This window comes from Enterobacter sp. WCHEn090032 (assembly GCF_003986875.1).
In the GTDB taxonomy this organism is placed as follows: Bacteria; Pseudomonadota; Gammaproteobacteria; order Enterobacterales; family Enterobacteriaceae; genus Enterobacter; species Enterobacter sichuanensis.
In genome coordinates, this window is the sequence record NZ_RXRN01000009.1 from 105,844 (window position 1) to 125,651 (window position 19,808).

18 protein-coding genes are annotated in these 19,808 nt (G+C 55.3%); 10 read left to right on the top strand and 8 right to left on the bottom strand.

All coding sequences use genetic code 11. The features are described from left to right. Positions 1-18 precede the first annotated feature (18 nt). Complete coding sequence (locus tag EKN83_RS09860) at positions 19-1,527, bottom strand: anion permease (protein WP_126800848.1); 1,509 nt, start codon at positions 1,525-1,527, stop codon at positions 19-21. Positions 1,528-2,137: 610 nt separating this feature from the next. On the opposite strand from EKN83_RS09860, the gene EKN83_RS09865 reads away from it, so the two are divergent. Beyond that, on the top strand, positions 2,138-4,918 hold the full coding sequence (locus tag EKN83_RS09865) for a flavocytochrome c (RefSeq protein WP_095450326.1): 2,781 nt from the start codon (positions 2,138-2,140) through the stop codon (positions 4,916-4,918). A gap of 88 nt (positions 4,919-5,006) precedes the next feature. Then, complete coding sequence (locus tag EKN83_RS09870; RefSeq protein ID WP_126800849.1) at positions 5,007-5,969, top strand: FAD:protein FMN transferase; 963 nt, start codon at positions 5,007-5,009, stop codon at positions 5,967-5,969. On the opposite strand, the gene dcuR is transcribed toward EKN83_RS09870, so the two are convergent. Together dcuR and EKN83_RS09880 are read right to left on the bottom strand one after the other, a co-directional pair. Beyond that, complete coding sequence (gene dcuR / locus EKN83_RS09875; protein WP_025759484.1) at positions 5,950-6,669, bottom strand: two-component system response regulator DcuR; 720 nt, start codon at positions 6,667-6,669, stop codon at positions 5,950-5,952. The two genes, EKN83_RS09870 and dcuR, sit on opposite strands and share 20 nt — an antisense overlap. After that, on the bottom strand, positions 6,666-8,282 hold the full coding sequence (locus EKN83_RS09880) for a sensor histidine kinase (RefSeq protein WP_059385103.1): 1,617 nt from the start codon (positions 8,280-8,282) through the stop codon (positions 6,666-6,668). The genes dcuR and EKN83_RS09880 overlap by 4 nt, the downstream gene beginning before the upstream one ends. 165 nt (positions 8,283-8,447) lie before the next feature. Here EKN83_RS09880 and EKN83_RS09885 point away from each other — a divergent pair, with 165 nt between their 5' ends. Then, positions 8,448-9,311, top strand: coding sequence for an N-acetylmuramic acid 6-phosphate etherase (locus EKN83_RS09885; RefSeq protein ID WP_126800850.1), 864 nt, complete (start codon positions 8,448-8,450; stop codon positions 9,309-9,311). A 52-nt stretch (positions 9,312-9,363) separates the two neighbouring features. Here EKN83_RS09885 and ompC read toward each other — a convergent pair whose 3' ends face one another. Then, positions 9,364-10,470, bottom strand: a complete 1,107-nt coding sequence (ompC, locus tag EKN83_RS09890; RefSeq protein WP_095441700.1) for a porin OmpC — start codon at positions 10,468-10,470, stop codon at positions 9,364-9,366. A 285-nt stretch (positions 10,471-10,755) separates the two neighbouring features. Here ompC and EKN83_RS09895 point away from each other — a divergent pair, with 285 nt between their 5' ends. From EKN83_RS09895 to EKN83_RS09905, 3 genes are all read left to right on the top strand, one after another. Further along, positions 10,756-11,457, top strand: coding sequence for a phosphohydrolase (locus EKN83_RS09895; RefSeq protein WP_095441699.1), 702 nt, complete (start codon positions 10,756-10,758; stop codon positions 11,455-11,457). A 61-nt stretch (positions 11,458-11,518) separates the two neighbouring features. Continuing rightward, entirely contained in the window at positions 11,519-12,934 is a 1,416-nt protein-coding gene (locus EKN83_RS09900) for a DNA cytosine methyltransferase (RefSeq protein WP_047958994.1), read from the top strand. Further along, positions 12,915-13,406 (top strand): very short patch repair endonuclease, encoded by a 492-nt coding sequence (locus tag EKN83_RS09905; protein ID WP_126800851.1) that lies wholly within the window; start codon positions 12,915-12,917, stop codon positions 13,404-13,406. The genes EKN83_RS09900 and EKN83_RS09905 overlap by 20 nt, the downstream gene beginning before the upstream one ends. Here EKN83_RS09905 and yedA read toward each other — a convergent pair. Continuing rightward, positions 13,378-14,292 carry a drug/metabolite exporter YedA gene (gene yedA / locus EKN83_RS09910; RefSeq protein ID WP_126800852.1) on the bottom strand — a complete coding sequence of 305 codons (915 nt, stop codon included), beginning with the start codon at positions 14,290-14,292 and terminating at the stop codon, positions 13,378-13,380. The genes EKN83_RS09905 and yedA overlap by 29 nt on opposite strands. Positions 14,293-14,470: 178 nt before the next feature. Between yedA and EKN83_RS09915 the strand changes: the two genes are divergently transcribed. The 3 genes from EKN83_RS09915 (at position 14,471) to dgcQ (ending at position 17,411) form a co-directional block, all read left to right on the top strand. After that, entirely contained in the window at positions 14,471-15,382 is a 912-nt protein-coding gene (locus EKN83_RS09915; RefSeq protein WP_126800853.1) for a DUF808 domain-containing protein, read from the top strand. 78 nt (positions 15,383-15,460) lie between these two features. Beyond that, complete coding sequence (locus tag EKN83_RS09920; protein WP_025759475.1) at positions 15,461-15,643, top strand: YodC family protein; 183 nt, start codon at positions 15,461-15,463, stop codon at positions 15,641-15,643. A gap of 67 nt (positions 15,644-15,710) precedes the next feature. After that, entirely contained in the window at positions 15,711-17,411 is a 1,701-nt protein-coding gene (dgcQ, locus tag EKN83_RS09925; protein WP_126800854.1) for a cellulose biosynthesis regulator diguanylate cyclase DgcQ, read from the top strand. On the opposite strand, the gene EKN83_RS09930 is transcribed toward dgcQ, so the two are convergent. Beyond that, complete coding sequence (locus tag EKN83_RS09930) at positions 17,396-18,196, bottom strand: mannosyl-3-phosphoglycerate phosphatase-related protein (protein WP_126800855.1); 801 nt, start codon at positions 18,194-18,196, stop codon at positions 17,396-17,398. The genes dgcQ and EKN83_RS09930 overlap by 16 nt on opposite strands. Positions 18,197-18,497: 301 nt before the next feature. After that, a complete protein-coding gene (gene yodD, locus EKN83_RS09935) occupies positions 18,498-18,725 on the bottom strand; it encodes a YodD family peroxide/acid resistance protein (protein WP_013097742.1) in 228 nt (75 codons plus the stop codon). 136 nt (positions 18,726-18,861) lie between these two features. Between yodD and dsrB the strand changes: the two genes are divergently transcribed. Further along, the gene (gene dsrB, locus EKN83_RS23340) at positions 18,862-19,050 is read left to right on the top strand and encodes a protein DsrB (RefSeq protein ID WP_008500312.1); all 189 of its coding nucleotides are present in this window, start codon (positions 18,862-18,864) and stop codon (positions 19,048-19,050) included. Between the two features lie 107 nt (positions 19,051-19,157). Here the strand turns inward: dsrB and rcsA are convergent, their stop codons facing one another. After that, a complete protein-coding gene (gene rcsA / locus EKN83_RS09945) occupies positions 19,158-19,781 on the bottom strand; it encodes a transcriptional regulator RcsA (RefSeq protein ID WP_126800856.1) in 624 nt (207 codons plus the stop codon). Between the last annotated feature and the right edge of the window lie 27 nt (positions 19,782-19,808).

Genomic DNA, 19,808 nt, shown 5'->3' on the forward strand with positions numbered 1-19,808 from the left:
ACGTCCGGCGGTCAGGAATCAGAACATCATGGACATCCACGGATAACCAATCAGCAGCAGGGCCGCCAGGAAGATGGCACCGAAGATCGTGCCGAGGCGCCAGTAGTCTTTGGTTGGCAGGTAGCCGCTACCGTAGTAAATCGGGCTTGGGCCAGTACCGTACGGGGTGATGATCCCCATTACACCCAGCGAGGTCACCATCAGCAGAACGAAGACTTCCATATTCATCCCCGGAATGGTGGAAGCGATGGTCAGCATCGCTGGCAGCAGCGCCGTGGTGTGCGCGGTGGTGCTGGCAAACAGGTAGTGCAGCAGGTAGAACGCCAGCAGCAGCACGATGGTGGCAACGCCCGGCGAGATACCGCTCATCAGCAGACCGCCTTCTTTACCCAGCCAGCTGATAAAGCCGGTAGAGGAGAGGCCGTCCGCCAGCGCCACCAGGGTGGCGAACCAGACGAAGGTGTTCCACGCGGCTTTATTACCGGTGATATCGTTCCACTCCAGCACGCCGGTCCACAGCATCAGACCCACGATGAGCAGGGCGGCCATCGCCGGTTCAATCCACGCGGCAGCGAAGATCCACATCAGCAGGGCACAGCACACGAACACCAGCAGCAGAATTTCATTGCGGGACAGTTTGCCCAGTTTTTCCAGCTCGCGGGTCGCCCACAGCGGCACTTCGTTATTCACTTTGACTTCAGGTGGGTAGAACCAGTAGGCCAGCAGCGGCATGGTCAGAATCAGCAGGATGCCCAGCGGCAGGAAGGCCAGGAACCAGGTCCCCCAGGAGATATCAATCCCCACTGTGCTTTTCACCAGCGCCAGCGCCAGCAGGTTCGGCGCAAGGGCGGAGAGGAACATTGAACTGGTGATACAGGCCGCGGTGATCGCCACCCACATCAGGTACGAACCAATTTTACGCGCGCTTGGGTCGTTCGGTTTTGAACCGTACAGCGGCGGCAGGTTAGCGATGATCGGGTAGATGGTCCCGCCGCTGCGCGCGGTGTTGGACGGGGTAAACGGTGCCAGCAGCAGGTCCGCGAAGGTAATGGCGTAACCGAGCGTAAGGCTGCGACGGCCGAGATACTTCACCAGAATCAGCGCCAGACGGCGACCGAAGCGGGTTTTGTCGTAGCCTGCGGCAAACATAAAGGCACCGAAAATCAGCCAGACGGTCGAGTTACCAAACCCGTTCACCGCCCATTTAAAGGAGGCGCCAGCCAGCTTGAATTTCGGGTCGGCCAGCTGATCGGGGCTGAACAGCACCCACTGGCTGCAGAGCGCAATCGCCACGACGCCGGTCAGGCCGATCACCGCGCCCGGCAGGGGTTCGAAGATCAGGCCGACGATCACGCCAACAAAGATAGCGAAGTAGTGCCACGCGTAAGGCGGCAGACCTTCCGGTACCGGAACAAACAGCAGCAGTACGGCGACAATGACGGGCAGTGCCATCATCAGCAGTCGTTTTGCTTTTCCATTTGATGCCTGGTTCGCCACAGGGGGCGTTACAGCAGTTTTTGTATTCATAGTTTCACGTCTTAAGTTGTCAAGAATTCGGTCGCAGTGAAAAGACAAATTCGCTTTCTTAAGTTTCTTTGCTTTTTTTAGTTATTAAAGGTGCGGTTTTGTATTTTCAGTAATAGCGATTTAACGCATTTTTGATTGCGCTAAATTAAAAATTGATGATGTTTTTATATTGCGCTTTTGGATGCCATAACTATTGATCGCGATCAAAAAAAGAGAATTGCAGCGTTATTTTTGTGCTTTTATTAATAACCACTCAGGCGTATGTGGGTATTAGGTAATTTCTTAAGTGATTTTATCAAGCTTGTAACAATTGCGTAGCGGGTAATTTAGTATTTAATTGAAAAATATGAATTTTTGTTGTTACTGGTGAAAGGGTCTTACCTTTAAAAATTTAACGGATTTTAAATTAATGTGAATACCTGAATCACAATCGCTAACACCAATGTGTTATTAATGTTATCGAAGGGATTAAATAGTTTATTAACTAACGTAATAGCTTTAGAAACTAAAAAAATCATTATATTAATATCATGACATCGGCAAATAACGACGAAATAAAAAACCAATCCGATAACGAATTCTTAATTTTTAAAAGTTTGGAGTTTCTATTATGAGCACTAACGAACGCATTCTGACTCCCTTCACATTACCGAATGGTACTGAACTGAAAAACCGTTTGTTAATGGCACCAATGACCACCTGTACCGGCTATTACGACGGCACGGTCACCAGCGAGCTGGTGGAGTACTACCGGGCCCGTTCCGGCAGCATTGGGACCATCATTGTGGAGTGCTGCTTCGTTGACGATCTCGGTCTCGCTTTCCCGGGCGCGATTGGCATCGATAACGACGAGAAAATCGCCGGGCTGGCGAAAATCGCCGAAGCGATTAAATCCAAAGGTTCGAAAGCCCTGCTGCAGATCTACCACGGCGGCCGTATGGTTGACCCGAAACTGATCGGCGGCCGCACGCCGGTGGGCCCAAGCGCCGTCGCTGCGCCGCGTGACGGTGCGGCCACACCGGTTGCGCTGACCACTGAAGAAGTGGAAGGCATGATCGGCAAGTTTGGTGAAGCAGTGCGCCGCGCCATCCAGGCCGGTTTCGACGGCGTGGAAATTCATGGGGCAAACACTTATCTGATTCAGCAGTTCTACTCGCCAAACTCTAACCAGCGCGACGATGAGTGGGGCGGCAGCCGCGACAACCGCGCCAGATTCCCGCTGGCGGTACTGGACATTACCCACAAAATGGTGCGCCAGTACGCGGACGACGCGTTCATTATTGGTTACCGTTTCTCCCCTGAAGAGCTGGAAGTCCCAGGGATCCGCTTTGAAGACACCATGTACCTGCTGGAAAAACTGGCGGCGCGCGGTGTGGACTACCTGCACTTCTCCGTGGGCGCCACCCTGCGTCCTTCCATCGTAGATACCCAGGACCCGACGCCGCTTATCGAAAAATACTGCGCCATGCGTTCTGAAACCCTGGCGCAGATCCCGGTCATGGGCGTGGGCGGCGTGGTGAATGCTGCCGATGCCTGTGAGGCGCTGGACCACGGTTACGATCTGATCGCCGTCGGCCGCGCCACCATTGCATACCCGGACTGGACTGACCGCATCGCGGCCGGGGAAACCCTGGAGCTGTTTATGGACAGCACCAAACGCGAGGCGCTGAGCATTCCTGAACCGCTGTGGCGTTTCTCGCTGGTGGAAGCAATGATCCGCGACATGAGCATGGGCGAATCGAAATTCAAACCGGGCACGTTCACCGAGAAGGTGCAGGACGAGGCGAACGAGCTGGTGATAAACGTCAGCCTGGAAACCGATCGCATCGCCGATATTGAGCTGGCCTCTGGCCCGGGTGACGACGTTGAGTTTGTCACCAGCTTTGAAGAGATCCGTTCCCGCATTCTGGATGCCAATACCCCGCACGTGGACGCCATCACTGGTGCCACCAGCCAGAGCGAGGCGGTGAAAAAAGCGGTCTCTAAAGCGATGCTGAAATCCAGCAAAGCGCGGGCCGCAGAAGAGGGTGTCGACCCGAATGAGACCCGCAGCGTGGATGTGGTAGTGGTCGGCAGCGGCGGTGCCGGTCTGGCCGCGGCGATTCAGGCGCATGACGAAGGGGCGAGCGTGCTGATCGTCGAGAAAATGCCTACCATCGGCGGGAATACCATTAAAGCCTCTGCCGGGATGAACGCCGCAGAGACGCGCTTCCAGCGGGTGAAAGGCATTCAGGACAGCAAAGAGCTGTTCTACCAGGAGAGCCTGAAAGGGGGCGGTAACAAGAACAACCCTGAACTGCTGCGCCGCTTCGTGGAGAATGCGCCACAGGCGATTGAGTGGCTGGCTACCCGCGGCATTATGCTGAACGACATCACCACCACCGGCGGGATGAGCATTGACCGTACCCACCGTCCAAAAGACGGTTCTGCGGTCGGCGGCTATCTGATCAGCGGTCTGGTGCGTAACGTCAACAAACGCAACATTGAGGTGATGCTCGATACCTCCGTCAGCGACATCATCTTCGAGAACGGTGAAGTGACCGGCGTGCGTCTGACCACCGAAGAGAACGAAACGATCACCGTGGCCACCAAAAGCGTGATTGTCGCCACCGGCGGCTTCAGCGCCAACAGCCAGATGGTGGTGAAATACCGTCCGGACCTCGAAGGTTTCGTGACCACCAACCACAAAGGGGCGACCGGTGGCGGTATCGCGCTGCTGGAGCGTATCGGTGCCGGCACGGTGGATATGGGCGAGATCCAGATCCACCCGACCGTTGAGCAGAAAACCTCGTATCTGATTTCCGAATCCATCCGCGGGGGCGGGGCGATTCTGGTGAACCAGCAGGGGAACCGTTTCTTCAATGAGATGGAAACCCGCGATAAAGTCTCGGCGCAGATCATCGCGCTGCCGGAGAAATACGCGTACATCGTCTTTGACGAGCATGTTCGTGCCAAAAATAAAGCCGCGGATGAGTACATTGCCAAAGGTTTCGTGACCAGCGCCAGCTCGCCAAAAGCCCTGGCAGAGGCGCTGGGAATGGATTACCACGCGTTCCTGGCCACTCTGGAGCGTTACAACGGCTTTGTGGAAAAACAGCACGATGACGACTTTGGCCGTACCACCGCGCTGCGTGCGCCGATCAACGAAGGGCCGTTCTACGCCATTCAGATTGCGCCGGGCGTGCACCACACCATGGGTGGCGTGACCATCAACACCGATACCTGTGTGCTGGACAGCAACCACAACGTGCTGCCAGGGGCGTTTGCCGCCGGTGAAGTGGTTGGCGGGATCCACGGCGGTAACCGTATCGGCGGTAACGCGGTGGCAGATATCATTATTTTTGGTACCCTTGCCGGACATCAGGCGGCGATGCGTTCGAAAAGAATGTAAGGCTCCTGTTCTGTAAGCCGGATGCGTGCATCCGGCACTCTCCCCGGCGGCGCGGTGCTGGCCGGGGCGATATCTGAGGAGACATGCCATGCCTGATGACACCCGCGTCTACAGTTACTCCGCCGTCCTGATGGGCTCGCCCATCCTCCTGAAACTCTTCTCCCATGACGAAGCCCTCGCGTCCCGCGTGTTTCGCCTGATCAAACAGTACGAAGATCTGCTCACCGTCAACCGAGCCCACTCGCAGGTAATGGATATCAACCATGCTGCGGGGCTGCATCCGGTCAGCGTCAGCCGTCCGGTGTTTGAGCTGATTCGCTGCGCGAAAGCGGCAAGCCTCCTTAAAGACAGTGCGTTTAACCTGGCCATCGGCCCGCTGGTGAAGCGCTGGAAAATCGGTTTTCGCGGCGACAGCGTACCGCCAGCCGATGAGATTGCGACCCTGCTTGCGATTACCCGTCCTGAGGATGTGGTACTGGATGACGCCAGCAGCAGCGTGTTCCTGACCCGGGCAGGCATGGAGATTGATCTCGGGGCCATCGCCAAAGGCTATATCGCCGACAGGGTGCGGGATTACCTGCGCAAAGAGGGCGCTGAACTTGGGCTGATCAACCTCGGGGGGAATATCCAGACGTTAGGCTCGCCGGAAGGGGGCTGGAGCGTAGGGCTTAAAAAACCGTTTGCCGGTGATGAACTGATCGGCGCCATGACGGTAGAGAACCGCTCCGTGGTGACGTCCGGTACTTATGAACGCTACTTTGAACAAAACGGCAAACGCTATCACCATATCCTCGATCCGCGCAGCGGATACCCGCTGGATAACGAACTGGACAGTGTGACCATCATTTCGACAGATTCCATTGATGGCGATATCTGGACCACGCTGATGTATGGCATGGGCGTGGAGAAGGGCTGTGCGGCCCTGCGCTCGCGCCCCGATATTGAAGCTATTTTTGTCACCAAAACAAAAGAAGTGGTGCTCTCTTCAGCGCACCACTTCCGTTTTACCCTGCTGGATAACGACTACCGCGTTACTGACAGTACTGCTTGAGCAGGCCCGTCTGCTCCGGCTGGAGACGATAACGATACACCGGACGCCCGGTGGCGCCGTAGTGAATGCTGGTGAACAGGATATTGATCTGCGCCAGCCAGATCAGGTATTTACGGCAGGAGACGCGGGAGATATTCACGGCGCTTGCCAGGTCATCGGTGGAAAATTCGGTTTCCGGATGGGCGTCAATCCACTGGCAGATCGTCCGCAGCGTCTGCGGCGTTAACCCTTTCGGCAACTTTTTGTTATCCGCCAGTTCCGGAGCCCCGCCGTGGATCAGCCGGTCAACGTCCGCCTGCTCATAATACTGGTGCGAGCCCATCAGGCTGTGCTTTGCCTTCCAGCTGTTCAGCGCCTCTTCAAAGCGCGGGAACTGGAACGGTTTAATCAGATAATCCACCACGCCGTAGTGGATAGAGGTCTGAATGGTCGCGGCATCGGCAGCCGAGGAGATCATGATGACATCAATCGGACGGCCGGATGCGCGGATAACCGGCAGCAGATCCAGCCCGTTGTCCTGCTGCATATAGACATCCAGCAGCACCAGATCCACCGGCTGATTCGGGTCGTTAATCACGGCCTCGGCCTGGTTCAGCGTGGAGGCGACGCCGCAGCAGCTAAAGCCTTCAACACGGTTGACGTACAGACGGTTGAGGTCGGCTACCATGGCGTCATCATCGACAATTAATACATTTATCACGCGATATTCCTCTCGCTATCCCAGGGGATGTGAACAAAAAATTGGGTAAATACGCCAGGTTCAGATTCGACGGTAATGTCTCCGCCGAGGTTCTGAATTTGCTGGCGGGCAAGGAACAGCCCAACGCCGCGGTTTTCACCTTTTGTTGAGAAGCCTTTAGTAAAAATAGTCTCCAGCTGGTCGGGATCAATACCCGGACCGTCATCGCTGACTTCGCAGCTGAGCCAGCCGTTCTGATAGTGCAGCAGCAGGGTGATCTCACCTTCCGGCTGGCCTTCCATCGCGTCCAGTGCGTTTTCAATTAAGTTGCCGAGCACGGTGACCAGCACCGCGACCTGCTCTTCGCTGGCGGTATCCGGTATCTGGCATTCATCTGCGAGGGTGAGGGTGATCCCGGCCTCTTTCGCCCGGTTGATTTTACCCAGCAGGAACCCGGCGATCACCGGGGATTTCACCTTGCTCTGAATGGTGCCAATGTCGGTCTGATAATTATGCGCCGTCTGCAGGATGTACTCTTCCAGCTTGTCGTAGCGCTTAATGTTCAGCAGACCCAGGATCACATGCAGCTTGTTCATAAACTCGTGCGTATGGGCGCGCAGGGCGTCGACGTAATTGACCATGCCGTCGATACGCTGCATCAACTGGCTGATCTCGGTTTTATCGCGGAAGGTGGTGATGGCGCCTATCACCCGATCCTGGCTTTTCACCGGCACCATGTTGCACAGCAGCAGCCGCCCGTTGCAGCTGATCTCCTGATCCTGACGCGCAACGCCCGTTTTTGACACGTCCCGCAGGCTGGCCAGCAGGGGAGCGCTGGCGTTTTCGCTCTGCTTGCCGGAGGGCAGGAGGAGTATCTCTCTGGCGGTGTGGTTGATCATCGTCACGCGCCCGTGAATATCGACCGCCAGCACCCCTTCCCGCAGCGACTGCAGCATCGCCTGGCGCTGTTCAAACAGGGCGGATATTTCGTAAGGTTCGAGTCCGAACAGGATGCGTTTGAGGACCCGCACCAGGCCCCAAATCGCCATAGAACTCATAAAAATACTGAACAAAATGGTCCAGACGGCGTTGAGTCGGCCACGGGAAATCTGGTCTTCCACTTTTTTGAGGGAGATACCGACCACGACCACACCGATCTGTTCGTGCTGGCTATCATAGACGGGCGTAAAAACGCGCAGCGCTTCGGCGAGGGCGCCACGGTTAACGGAGACGTTCTCTTTGCCTTCCAGGGCCGGGTTCAAATCATCGCCGATAAAATGCAGCCCCAGCAGCGCCTCGTTCGGGTGTGAATAGCGGATCCCGCGCATATCGGTGACCACGGTGAACAGCAGATCGTTTCGTTTCGTCACCGCCTGGGCGATGGGTTGAATAATATTCTCCTGCGGTGCCTGCATCAGGCCGCGCTGTATCTCGGGGCTGTCGGCGAGGGTGCGGGCAATGCCGAGCGCGGTGTCTTTGACATCATCGCGTGTTGCCCGGGTGATCTGCACCGAATAGAGCGCAAAGACCACCAGCAGGACTGAACCGATAATCGCGCACACCATCAGCGTGACCAGCGTATTGAGTTTCATGGGGCGCTTGCGCGTCGGAAGGAAAGGCTGCAAATCGCTCATCAACACTCCGCGATGATAAAGAAAGGGGGTAATTATCGCCGATGACGCGCTTTTCTTAAAGCCATGTAAAGGCGAGGATTGGGTCCTCTTTTCGTGACCCCCCTCGCAGGTCATCTATATAAAACACTTTATAGTGTGTGGGTACTCATAATAAGGAGGCTGTTTATGAGCATTATGCTTACCGGTTCGGTCAAGGAAAGACGGCACGCCAGCACGATGAATATTGATAGATTGTCCACGCTGGACATGCTGAAAGTCATTCACCAGGATGATGCACTCATTTCTGCTGCCATCACCCCTTGTTTACCTGCGCTTGCCCGCGTGGTGGATAACGCCGCCGCGACCCTTAACCACGGGGGACGTCTGGTGATTGTCGGCGCGGGGCCGTCGGGCAGCGTCGCGCAACAGGTCGCCGATGACTATGCGCCGGGCAAAACCCCGGTGATTGCCGTGACGCCGCAAGAGGGGGAAGGGAGTTACGAGCGCGGTGTAGCCGACCTGCAGGCCATCAACTTTGGTGAACACGATATGATGCTGGCGGTGAGCGTCAGCGGAAAAACGCCGTGGGTCTGGGGCGCCATGCGGCATGCCTGGTCGCTGGGTTCGCCGGTGGCGATTATAACCAGCGATGCGCAAAGTGAAGCAGCACTGCTGGCGAGCATGGTCATCGCGCCAGAGTTGGGGCCTGACGTTGTGGCTGGTTATCTCAACACCAAAGCCGGGATTGCGCAAAAAATGATCCTCTCGATGATCGCCACCGGGCTGGCCGTTCGTACCGGGCGCGTCTACAGCAACCTGCGCGTGGATCTTGAGGCAAGCAATACCCACTGGGCGGAACGGCAAATCGCCATTGTGATGGAAGCGGGGGGATGCACCCGGGCGCAGGCAAAAGCGGCGCTGGAAGCCTGTAACCACCACTGTAAAACGGCGGTACTGATGGTGCTGACAGGGCTGGATGCGTGGAAAGCCCATGAGCTGCTGGCGCAGAATAACGGGTTTATCCGCGTGGCGCTGCAGGAAGCGCCGTAAGATCTTCAGAAAGAAAAAAGGCCGCGATTGCGGCCTTTGGTGTTTATGGGGGTTAGAACTGGTAGACCAGACCCAGCGCTACGATGTCATCGGTGCTGATGCCATTCGCCGCGTAGAAATCGTCATCTTCATCCAGCAGGTTGATTTTGTAGTCAACATAGGTGGACATGTTTTTGTTGAAATAATAGGTTGCACCCACATCCGCATATTTCACCAGATCTTTATCGTTACCGTAGAACGAATTCAGATCCTTACCTTTAGACATCAGGAAAGAGACTGCAGGGCGCAGGCCGAAATCAAACTGATATTGTGCGGTAACTTCAAAGTTCTGGGTTTTGTTTGCTACAGCAAAATCGCCGTAAGGCGTCATATTGCGGGTTTCCGCATACATGGTCGCCAGATAAATATTGTTGGCATCGTATTTCAGGCCTACAGTCCAGACGTCAGCCTTATCACCGCCAGCAGTTGTTTTGGTCACCTGGTCGTTGGTACGATCAGATGAGGCATATGCCGCAGCGGCATTGAAGCCCATACCGAAATCGTAGGAAGTTGAAACACCCCAGCCATCACCGTTCTGCTTGCGCACATCACGACCGTTGTTGGTACCTTCCTGATCGTTAGACGCGCTTTCATTATTCCCCTGATACTGAACAGCGAAATTCAGGCCGTCAGCCAGGCCAAAGAAACCGTTGTTGCGGTATGTCGCCACGCCGTTTGCACGACCGGTCATAAAGTTGTCGGTATAGGTGTAGGTATCGCCGCCGAACTCAGGCAGCATATCGGTCCAGCCTTCAACGTCGTAAACCACGCCGTAGTTACGACCATAGTCGAATGAACCGTATTCACCGAATTTCAGACCGGCGAAACCAAGACGAGTCCAGGACTGGTTGCTTGATTTCTCAGTATTGTTGGCCTGAATATTATATTCCCACTGACCATAACCAGTGAGTTGGTCGTTGATTTGCGTTTCGCCTTTGAAGCCCAGACGAACGTAACTCATGTCGCCATCGGAACCCGTGTCGTCAGAGAAGTAGTGCAGACCATCAACTTTTCCGTACAGATCGAGTTTATTGCCATTGTTGTTATAAACCTCAGCCGCATTTGCTGCGCCAGCCATTAATAATGCGGGTACAAGAATAGCCAGAACTTTTCTTTTCATTATATATTCCCTTGAAAGATAATTTATATGAATATATGTAATCACTCTCCGCAATTACAGCGTCGATACTATTCCAGCTATTGATTTTTAGTTTCAAAAATAAATGTAATTAAATCCGTTTAAATATTACAAAATATTTCTTTTGATCTCTTTATTTTTCTTGTGAATTAATTTGTTGATTTAATTTGGTGTAATTATTATTAAGTATTTCGAGCTTCTATTTATTAATTCATTTAATTTGGTTGTGTTATAGTTCAGGCTCATATTTCACGACAGGGCACAACGATGGAACTGACGCAGTGGCAACAGCGTTTTGAGCGCTGGCTCGACGAAAACCACACCTCTGACGATGCTGCGCATGATATTTCGCACTTTCGTCGCGTCTGGAAAACGGCGCAAAAAATCATGTCTCGCCAGACCGCCGATCCGCTGGTGGTCCTGACCGCTTGCTATTTCCACGATATCGTTAGCCTGCCGAAAAACCACCCCGAACGCAGCCAGTCATCGCAACTGGCCGCGCGCAAAACCCGCGACATTCTGCAGCGCGATTTCCCGGACTTCCCATCAGAGCACTATGCAGGCGTTGCACATGCCATTGAGGCGCACAGCTTCAGCGCCGGGATCGCGCCGCAGAGCGTGGAAGCGAAAATAGTCCAGGATGCTGACCGGCTGGAAGCACTAGGGGCTATCGGCCTCGCGCGCGTCTTTGCCGTCTCGGGCGCACTGGGCGTGGCGCTGTTTGACGCAGACGATCCCTTTGCCGATGCGCGTACGCTTGATGACCGGGCATTTGCCCTCGACCATTTTCAGACCAAACTGCTGCGACTGCCTGATACCATGCAAACGGAAATGGGCCGCGAGTTGGCACGGCACAACGCTGATTTCCTGATCCAGTTTATGGCGAAACTCAGCGCTGAATTACATGGCGACTGCATCGGGCTGGATAGCCAGGTGATGAACCGCTTCCGTCGCAGTTTGCATGAATGAACTGTGGTAATCTGTCTCCAGTCTTTATTCTCCGGTTAAAAGAATGCAGGAAAAACGATCAGTGACTGAGCCCGCGCCTGAGCAGGCTGAGAAATCAACGGCAACGGTGCAGGCGTTACTGCGTCAGCTGTTGGATATCTATGATGCTAAAACGCTGGCCAATCTGCTGGTGGCGCACGGTGAGAACCACTGGAGCCCGGCCATTCTTAAACGGCTGGTGACCAGCGAGCGGGCAGGGCGTCGCCTGAGTGAAGGCGAGTTTCGTTATCTGCAAAACCTGCTTCCACGTCCTTCCGCTGCGCACCCGAACTATGCCTTCCGCTTTATCGATCTGTTCGCCGGTATCGGCGGCATTCGACACGGCTTTGAAGCTATCGGGGGGCAGTGCGTGTTTACCAGCGAGTGGAACAAACATGCCGTGCGGACCTACAAGGCCAACTGGTATTGCGATCCGCAGGCGCATCATTTCAACGCCGACATCCGCGATGTCACCCTGAGCCATAAAAGCGGTGTCAGCGATGAACAGGCCGCCGAACATATTCGCCAGACCATCCCGGCGCATGATGTGCTGCTGGCTGGCTTCCCGTGCCAGCCTTTCTCGCTGGCCGGTGTCTCAAAAAAGAACGCCCTCGGACGCGCCCACGGTTTCGCCTGCGATACCCAGGGAACGCTGTTTTTTGACGTAGCCCGTATCATTGACGCCCGTCGCCCGGCCATTTTCGTGCTGGAAAACGTTAAGAATTTAAAAAGCCATGACGGCGGGAAAACCTTCCGCATTATCATGCAAACGCTGGATGAACTGGGTTATGACGTGGCCGATGCCCAGGACATGGGCGCAGATGACCCAAAAATCATTGATGGTAAACATTTCCTGCCCCAGCATCGCGAACGCATCGTGCTGGTGGGTTTCCGCCGCGATCTCAATCTGAAGGGCGATTTCACCCTGCGGGATATCCCATCTCTCTACCCCGAGCGCCGTCCCACCGTGGCCGACCTGCTGGAGCCTGTCGTTGACGCGAAGTTCATCCTCACCCCGGTGCTGTGGAAATACCTCTACCGCTATGCCAAGAAACATCAGGCGAAGGGCAACGGCTTCGGCTTCGGGATGGTAGATCCGAACGATCCGCACAGCGTGACGCGCACGCTCTCCGCGCGTTACTACAAAGACGGCGCGGAAATCCTTATCGACAGAGGCTGGGACAAGGCGCTGGGGGAAAAAGATTTCGACGATCCGCTCAACCAGCGTCACCGTCCGCGACGCTTAACGCCCCGGGAGTGCGCCCGGTTGATGGGCTTTGAGACGCCACAGGGCTATCGCTTCCGCATTCCGGTTTCGGACACCCAGGCGTACCGTCAGTTTGGCAACTCGGTAGTGGTGCCGGCGTTCGCGGCCGTGGCAAAACTGCTGGCCTCGCGCATCAGACAGGCGGTGGCACTTCGTCAGGGTGAGGCCGTCAATGACGGATGTTCACAATAAGGCGACGCGCAGTAAAAACATGCGTGCCATCGGCACGCGTGACACCGCCATAGAAAAGCGCGTGGCCGCGCTGCTGACGCAGGCGGGGTTTGACTTCCGCGTGCAGGATGCCGCCCTCGCGGGGCGCCCCGATTTCGTCATCGACGCCTGGCAGTGCATCATCTTTACCCACGGCTGTTTCTGGCATCATCACGACTGCTACCTGTTTAAAGTCCCGGCGACGCGCACCGACTTCTGGCTGGAAAAGATTGGCAAGAACGTTGAACGCGACAGGCGGGATCTGACCACGCTGATGGCGCAGGGCTGGCGGGTGCTGATCGTCTGGGAGTGTGCGCTGAGAGGCAGATTAAAGCTGAACGACGTTGAACTGTCGGAACGGCTGGAAGAGTGGATCTGCGGCGGCGGTCAGACCGCGCAGATCGACACGCAGGGGATTCACCTGCTCACGGTTTCTCCGCCTCGCAAGGCGTAACGACCGGTTTTGCTGGCAGCAAATATTTGCCCAGGGTGACCAGCACGACGGCAAACACAATGATCCCCAACGCCAGCCATTCAACGGCAGAGAGCGTTTCCCCACCTAATCCCGTCCCAAGCAGTACGGCCACCACCGGGTTAACATAGGCGTAGCTGGTGGCAACCGCCGGGGAGACGTTGCGGATCAGGAACATGTAGGCGTTAATGGCGATGATTGAGCCAAACAGCGCCAGATACCCTACCGCGAGAAAGCCCGACAGGTCCGGCAGCGCGGTCAGCTTTTCTCCCGTCAACGCCGAGGCGAGCAGCAGAACAATCCCCGCGGCGAGCATCTCAATTGCGCCAGCCATCATGCCGGTGGGGAGCGTGATACGTGAACCGTATACCGAGCCAAACGCCCAGCTCATGGAGCCTATCAGGATAATCACTGCGCCCCACGGATTCCCGCTCAGGTTCCCGCCGCTGTTGAGCAGAATAATACCGGCGAGTCCGATACAAATTCCCAGCCATTCCAGCTTGCGGGTGCGGATGCCGAAAAGGCGGCTGAAGCAGAGGGTAAAGAGCGGCACGGTGGCAACGACCACGGCGGCGATCCCGGACGGCACGTTCTGGTGCTCGGCAATCGTTACAAACCCATTTCCCACCGCCAGCAGCAGCAGGCCGATTAGCGCGGCATTCAGTAGCGGACGCAGCGGGGGAAGCTTGTGGCCGCGCAGCAGCAGGAACGCGAGCAGCAGGACGCCTGCCGAAAGGAAGCGTATGCCCGCCATCATCAGGGGTGGCCAGCTTTCCACGCCGATGCGAATGACAAAGTAGGTTGAACCCCAGATGATATACAGCGAAAAGAGTGCCCCGATGAGCGGTAGCAATTGCCGGAAACGCATAATCCCTCACGACGAAATAAAAAGGTCGCTGATAGTAAACGCGAAAACTATCGCGCTGGCGAGCCCTTTAATTGTGTAGTTGATGTGAATTTTTTGTTGACGTGAGGAGCCTGTTTCCGGCTTTGTACTTTTGCTCCATACTATTCACTTAATTACCAAAAAATGAAGGATTAAGATTTTGGCAGGAAGTAGCTTATTAACATTGCTGGATGATATTGCCACCTTACTGGATGACATTTCGGTGATGGGGAAACTGGCGGCGAAGAAAACCGCCGGCGTGCTGGGAGATGATTTGTCGCTGAACGCCCAGCAGGTGAGTGGGGTGAGGGCCAACCGTGAACTGCCGGTGGTGTGGGGGGTAGCAAAAGGCTCCTTCCTCAATAAGGTGATTCTGGTGCCGCTGGCGCTGCTCATCAGCGCGTTCATTCCGTGGGCGATCACGCCGCTATTAATGATTGGCGGGGCATTTCTCTGCTTTGAGGGCGTCGAGAAGGTCCTGCACTCCTTTAGCGCGCGCAAGGAGAGCGATACCCCGGAGATGCGTCAGCAGCGTCTTGAAGCGCTGGCCGCTCAGGATCCGAAGACCTTCGAGCGTGATAAAGTCAAAGGCGCCATCCGCACCGACTTTATTCTGTCCGCTGAAATTGTCGCCATTACGTTGGGCATTGTCTCTGACGCGCCGCTCCTGAATCAGGTGCTGATCCTCTCCGGCATTGCCCTTCTGGTGACGGTAGGTGTCTACGGCCTGGTGGGATTGATCGTGAAGCTGGATGACATCGGCTACTGGCTGGAGACGAAATCGAGCGCGGTGGCGAAAGGCATCGGCAAGAGCTTACTGGTGCTGGCCCCGTGGCTGATGAAGAGTTTGTCCGTGGTGGGTACGCTGGCGATGTTCCTCGTCGGCGGCGGGATTGTGGTTCACGGCATTGCCCCGCTGCACCATGCTGTCGAACATTTCTCCGCCACACAGGGGGCGGTTGTCGCGGCGATGCTGCCCACGCTGCTGAATCTGGTGCTGGGCTTTATCATTGGCGCCATCGTGGTTGCGGCGGTAAAAGGGGTTGAGAAACTCCGCGGTACGTCGCACTAATTGTTACCCGGTGCGGGATGCAAAAAGACCATTCCTCGTCTAAATTGAAACAGTTTCACCCTGATACAGGAGGCAGGTATGGTCTTTTTGGTCAGTGATGAAGTTAAGCCGAAGAAGGGCGGTCCACGTATGATTGTGACCGGGTATTCCAGCGGAATGGTGGAATGTCGGTGGCACGATGGCTACGGCATCAAGCGGGAAGCATTCCGTGAAGATGAGCTTCAGCCGGGTGACGGACAGCACAAGCGGGACAAGGCTTAATCACGTAACGCCCGGCTTTGCCGGGCGTTTTTATCTCAGGGTGTAGGGCAGTGATCAGGGAGTGTGTGTGCAGCGCGATACCTTTGTTGTGAGACAATCTTTTTTGCAATGGCTGCATAAACGTAGCAATCCGGGGCTGATTGTTAATCTCTGTTTTATTGTCGTTCTGGTGTTTTCCACCCTCCTGACCTGGCGCGAAGTGGTGGTCCTGGAAGACGCGTACGTCTCCAGCCAGCGTAACCATCTGGATACGGTGGCCAGTTCGCTGGACAGACAGCTACAGAACAGCGTGGACAGGATGCTGTTGTTCCGCCAGGGCATGCGCGATGCCATCCAGACGCCGCTGGCCTTTGACGCTTTACAGAGTGCGGTGTCACGCTTCAATACTCTGCGCGTACTCCCCACCTGGCAGCTTGCCGTGGATAAAAAACGCACCCTGCCGATAAACGGGGTGTCCGATGCGTTCGTCGAAAAAACGACGCTTCTCAACCGCGACGCGGAGCGCATCAGCAATGAAATTTCTGCCGCGCTGGAAGTGGGGTATCTGCTCCGGCTGGCCTCATCGAGAGCGCAGACAGAATCGCGGGTGAACTACGTCTCCCGCGCCGGGTTTTATCTCTCTACCGACACGCCGGAGCAGGCGGGTGACATTACCTCCCGCTATTACCATCTGGTCACGCAAGCCTGGTTCACCGAGCAGTCAGAACGCAACAACCGCGCACGCGCGGTGCGCTGGTTTATCTCCACGCCCTCCGCATGGACCGGCGATGAACGCGCGATCACCGCCAGCGTCCCCATCTATTTTGATCATTACTGGTATGGCGTGGTGGCGATGGATTTCACACTGGGCACGATGCAACGCCTGCTGGCTGACGCGACGGAAGACAGAACGGAAGGGGAGTATCAGCTGTACGACACCCGGCTCAATTTGATTGCCACCTCTGCCCATGCGGGTAACCCGGTTAACCGCTTTGACGAACGCGAAACGGCGCAGATTGCCCAGGCGATTGAACATGATACCGGCGGCGGCATCCGCCTCGGAAGCCGTTTTATTAGCTGGGAGCGGCTCGATCACTTCGATGGCGTCGTTCTGCGGATCCACACCCTGCATGAAGGGGTGCAGGACGACTTCGGCAGCATCAGTATTGTGCTGGCGCTGCTGTGGGCGCTGTTTACCGCCATGCTATTGATCTCGTGGCTGGTGATCCGTCGGATGGTAAGCAACATGTATACGCTTCAGCATTCGCTGCAGTGGCAGGCCTGGCACGATCCGCTCACCCGTCTGAATAATCGCGGCGCGCTGTTCGACCGCGCGAAAATGCTGGCAGAAACCTGTCGCCAGCAGTCGCTGCCCTTCTCGGTGATTCAGATCGATCTCGACCATTTTAAAAGCATCAACGACCGTTTCGGCCATCAGGCCGGTGATAAGGTGCTGTCCCATACGGCGGGGCTGATTGCCACCGGATTACGCAAAAACGATGTCGCAGGGCGTGTCGGCGGGGAAGAGTTTTGTGTCGCCCTGCCGGGGATTAGCCTTGAGGAGGCGAGAGGGGTTGCGGAGCGTATTCGTTGTCGCATCAACAGCAAGGAGATTCTGGTGAAGAAGAGCACGACCCTGCGCATCAGCGCGTCGCTGGGCGTCAGCAGCGTGGATGAAAAGGGGAATTACGATTTTGAACAACTGCAGTCCGTGGCGGACGCCCGCTTATACCAGGCTAAACAGACCGGGCGTAACCGCGTTGTCTGGCGGGATCAGGAGAGGAAGTGATCCAGCCCTTCGTGCCAGCCCGCGGGACCGGGTTGTTGGGTGTGATAAACCCGCGCGGGATTATCGTCCCGTAGCGTGATGCCCTGACGGTTAATGCCTTTAATCACTACCGCGTAATCCATGCTATCCAGCAGCGGCGCATCATTGGGGCCATCACCGAGTCCCAGCGTCGTGGGTTCGATCGCTTCCTGCTCACGGTACTGCTCAATCAGCCAGTTAACCGCCACGTCTTTACCGCAGCGGGTGTCAAGAATATGCCAGAACCGCGCCCCCTGCAGACATTGCAGACCGCTACGCGCCAGCGCCTCTTCAAACTGGACCATTTTCTCGTCGCTGTCGCGCCAGATGAGCGTGACCGAGGCTTCCTGCCTGCGGGCCAGCGCAGAGCGATAGCGCGTCAGGCCGGTCCACTCGCTGATAATGCGATCGTCCACGTCGTCAAAGGTGGTGAACTTAACGCCCGTCTCAAGGCGGATTTGCTCGATCCGCGGGCGAATATCCCGGTGTGACATTCCTCTAATCTGACGCGGCACCTTTTCCCACCGCACGTCAGGCTGAATAACCGCGCCGTTCTCGGCAATAAACGGCAGGCCTTCCAGACCCAGATCCTGCTGAATGTCCAGCATCTCGGCCGCCGTTTTGCTGCTACAGAGAATGAGCGGAACCTGGTTATCCAGCAGCCTGTCCAGCCAGGGGAGCGCGGGCTGCCACTCGTAGGTATGGATATCGAGCAACGAGCCGTCCAGATCGGAAAAAATCAGCAAGGGATCCCGCAGTGAAGGCATACAGACTCCTGGTAACGGTGGCGTCGCTTTCTAAGAAAATTCCTAAAAAATAGCCGGGATAAAAACCGGAACAATGAGAACGGACCCTGGCAAACCCGCATTCGGCGTATGTTGCTGCTCATAACCAAATTCATAATGCTGAAAATAGTATATTCATCATAAGAATATATGCTTGTCAGACAAATTCGTTGGGGATAGTGTGGCATGTACATCAGATTTCCTGGTGTAACGAATTTTCAAGTGCTTCTTGCAAAAGCAAGTTTTGATCCCGGCCATCCCCATGACCGGGATTTTTTTCGCCCTACCGATTGGCTTCTGACACGCTAAAGTCGTGAATATCCAGCTCGAAGGCCTCCGCCAGCTCACGATAGGTGTGATAGTCCCTTCCGTTGACAATGACGCGGTCCGAATTGTCGTCCGTCCGGCGGACTTCTGACTCACTGATCTCATTGATGGCGGCCAGCAGGGCATCAACATCCACCTCGACTTCGCGCTTGATGGTGTCGCTGTACTCTTTATCGGTCTTCATTACGGGGCTCCTCATTCAACCTTCAACGCGGTCCAACGGTAAGTATAGCCTGTGTATAAAAACGCCATTCACACCGGGCAGCGATGTGCGTTTTTGCGTTTTGTTCTACACTGGCTCAAAACCAGAGGAGGAATGTATGAAGGTCAACGATCGGGTCACCGTTAAAACGGACGGCGGGCCGCGCCGCCCGGGCGTGGTGCTGGCAATTGAAGAGTTTAGTGAAGGGACAATGTACCTGGTCTCACTGGAAGACTACCCGCTCGGCATCTGGTTTTTTAACGAACTGGGGCATCCGGATGGGATTTTTGTCGAGAAAGCCGACTAACACGGCGTCGGGTCGCGCTTCGCGAGCCCGACCGCCTGTACAAAAGCAAAAATCTCTGGCCAGGCCAGAGATCAAAGGTAGGGTGCACAGGGTCTTTTCTTCAGCGACTAACGCATGTTGACGAAAATCCCGTTCGTCACATTATCGGTCAGGCGTACCACGTGGTAGATCACTTGCTTATTATGCGTTTTAATTTTCCTTTTAATATTTCCTTTGTGTGACGAAACGGTTTTAGCTTTAATATTCATCTGGTCGGAGATCTGAATAGTTCCCTGGCCCGCCATCCACATTCGCAGCATACTTGATTCAGTCCTGCTTAATGATAGGGTGGGTAAGTTAACCGCTCCTACATTTTTAACTTCTTTATTCAAATAATCACCCAGAATGTCATCCAGCGACTCGGGTTTAATCGATTTAGAACTGATCAATAAATTTTTACGGACCAACAAATACTCATCGAAATGGATATTTGCGATCGCCATAAAAACAATAAACAGGGTTTTTGGATGCTGATTAATGATTTGCTTAATGTACTGACTGTTGGCTGGATCGTGAATGAAACAGTCCTCATTAATAAACACCACGCCTGGTTTGAGTTCGTCACAAGCGGCCGCGAGCTCTTCAACGGTGTGTGCATCGTTGATGTCTCTCTTTCTTACCCCTCTGCTTGCCAGGTACCCGGTTAACCCTAGCCGGGTGTAGCTGCATAAATCCATAATGATCGTTGACATGGCATACCCTCACTCAATGCGTAACGA

Excerpts from the sequence above, each read along its gene's own strand:
- EKN83_RS09860 (WP_126800848.1), bottom strand. The coding sequence starts at position 1,527 with ATGAATACAAAAACTGCTGTAACGCCCCCTGTGGCGAACCAGGCATCA.
- EKN83_RS09865 (WP_095450326.1), top strand. The coding sequence starts at position 2,138 with ATGAGCACTAACGAACGCATTCTGACTCCCTTCACATTACCGAATGGT.
- EKN83_RS09870 (WP_126800849.1), top strand. The coding sequence starts at position 5,007 with ATGCCTGATGACACCCGCGTCTACAGTTACTCCGCCGTCCTGATGGGC.
- EKN83_RS09880 (WP_059385103.1), bottom strand. The coding sequence starts at position 8,282 with ATGAGCGATTTGCAGCCTTTCCTTCCGACGCGCAAGCGCCCCATGAAA.
- EKN83_RS09885 (WP_126800850.1), top strand. The coding sequence starts at position 8,448 with ATGAGCATTATGCTTACCGGTTCGGTCAAGGAAAGACGGCACGCCAGC.
- ompC (WP_095441700.1), bottom strand. The coding sequence starts at position 10,470 with ATGAAAAGAAAAGTTCTGGCTATTCTTGTACCCGCATTATTAATGGCT.
- EKN83_RS09895 (WP_095441699.1), top strand. The coding sequence starts at position 10,756 with ATGGAACTGACGCAGTGGCAACAGCGTTTTGAGCGCTGGCTCGACGAA.
- EKN83_RS09905 (WP_126800851.1), top strand. The coding sequence starts at position 12,915 with ATGACGGATGTTCACAATAAGGCGACGCGCAGTAAAAACATGCGTGCC.
- yedA (WP_126800852.1), bottom strand. The coding sequence starts at position 14,292 with ATGCGTTTCCGGCAATTGCTACCGCTCATCGGGGCACTCTTTTCGCTG.
- EKN83_RS09920 (WP_025759475.1), top strand. The coding sequence starts at position 15,461 with ATGGTCTTTTTGGTCAGTGATGAAGTTAAGCCGAAGAAGGGCGGTCCA.
- EKN83_RS09930 (WP_126800855.1), bottom strand. The coding sequence starts at position 18,196 with ATGCCTTCACTGCGGGATCCCTTGCTGATTTTTTCCGATCTGGACGGC.
- yodD (WP_013097742.1), bottom strand. The coding sequence starts at position 18,725 with ATGAAGACCGATAAAGAGTACAGCGACACCATCAAGCGCGAAGTCGAG.
- dsrB (WP_008500312.1), top strand. The coding sequence starts at position 18,862 with ATGAAGGTCAACGATCGGGTCACCGTTAAAACGGACGGCGGGCCGCGC.
- rcsA (WP_126800856.1), bottom strand. The coding sequence starts at position 19,781 with ATGTCAACGATCATTATGGATTTATGCAGCTACACCCGGCTAGGGTTA.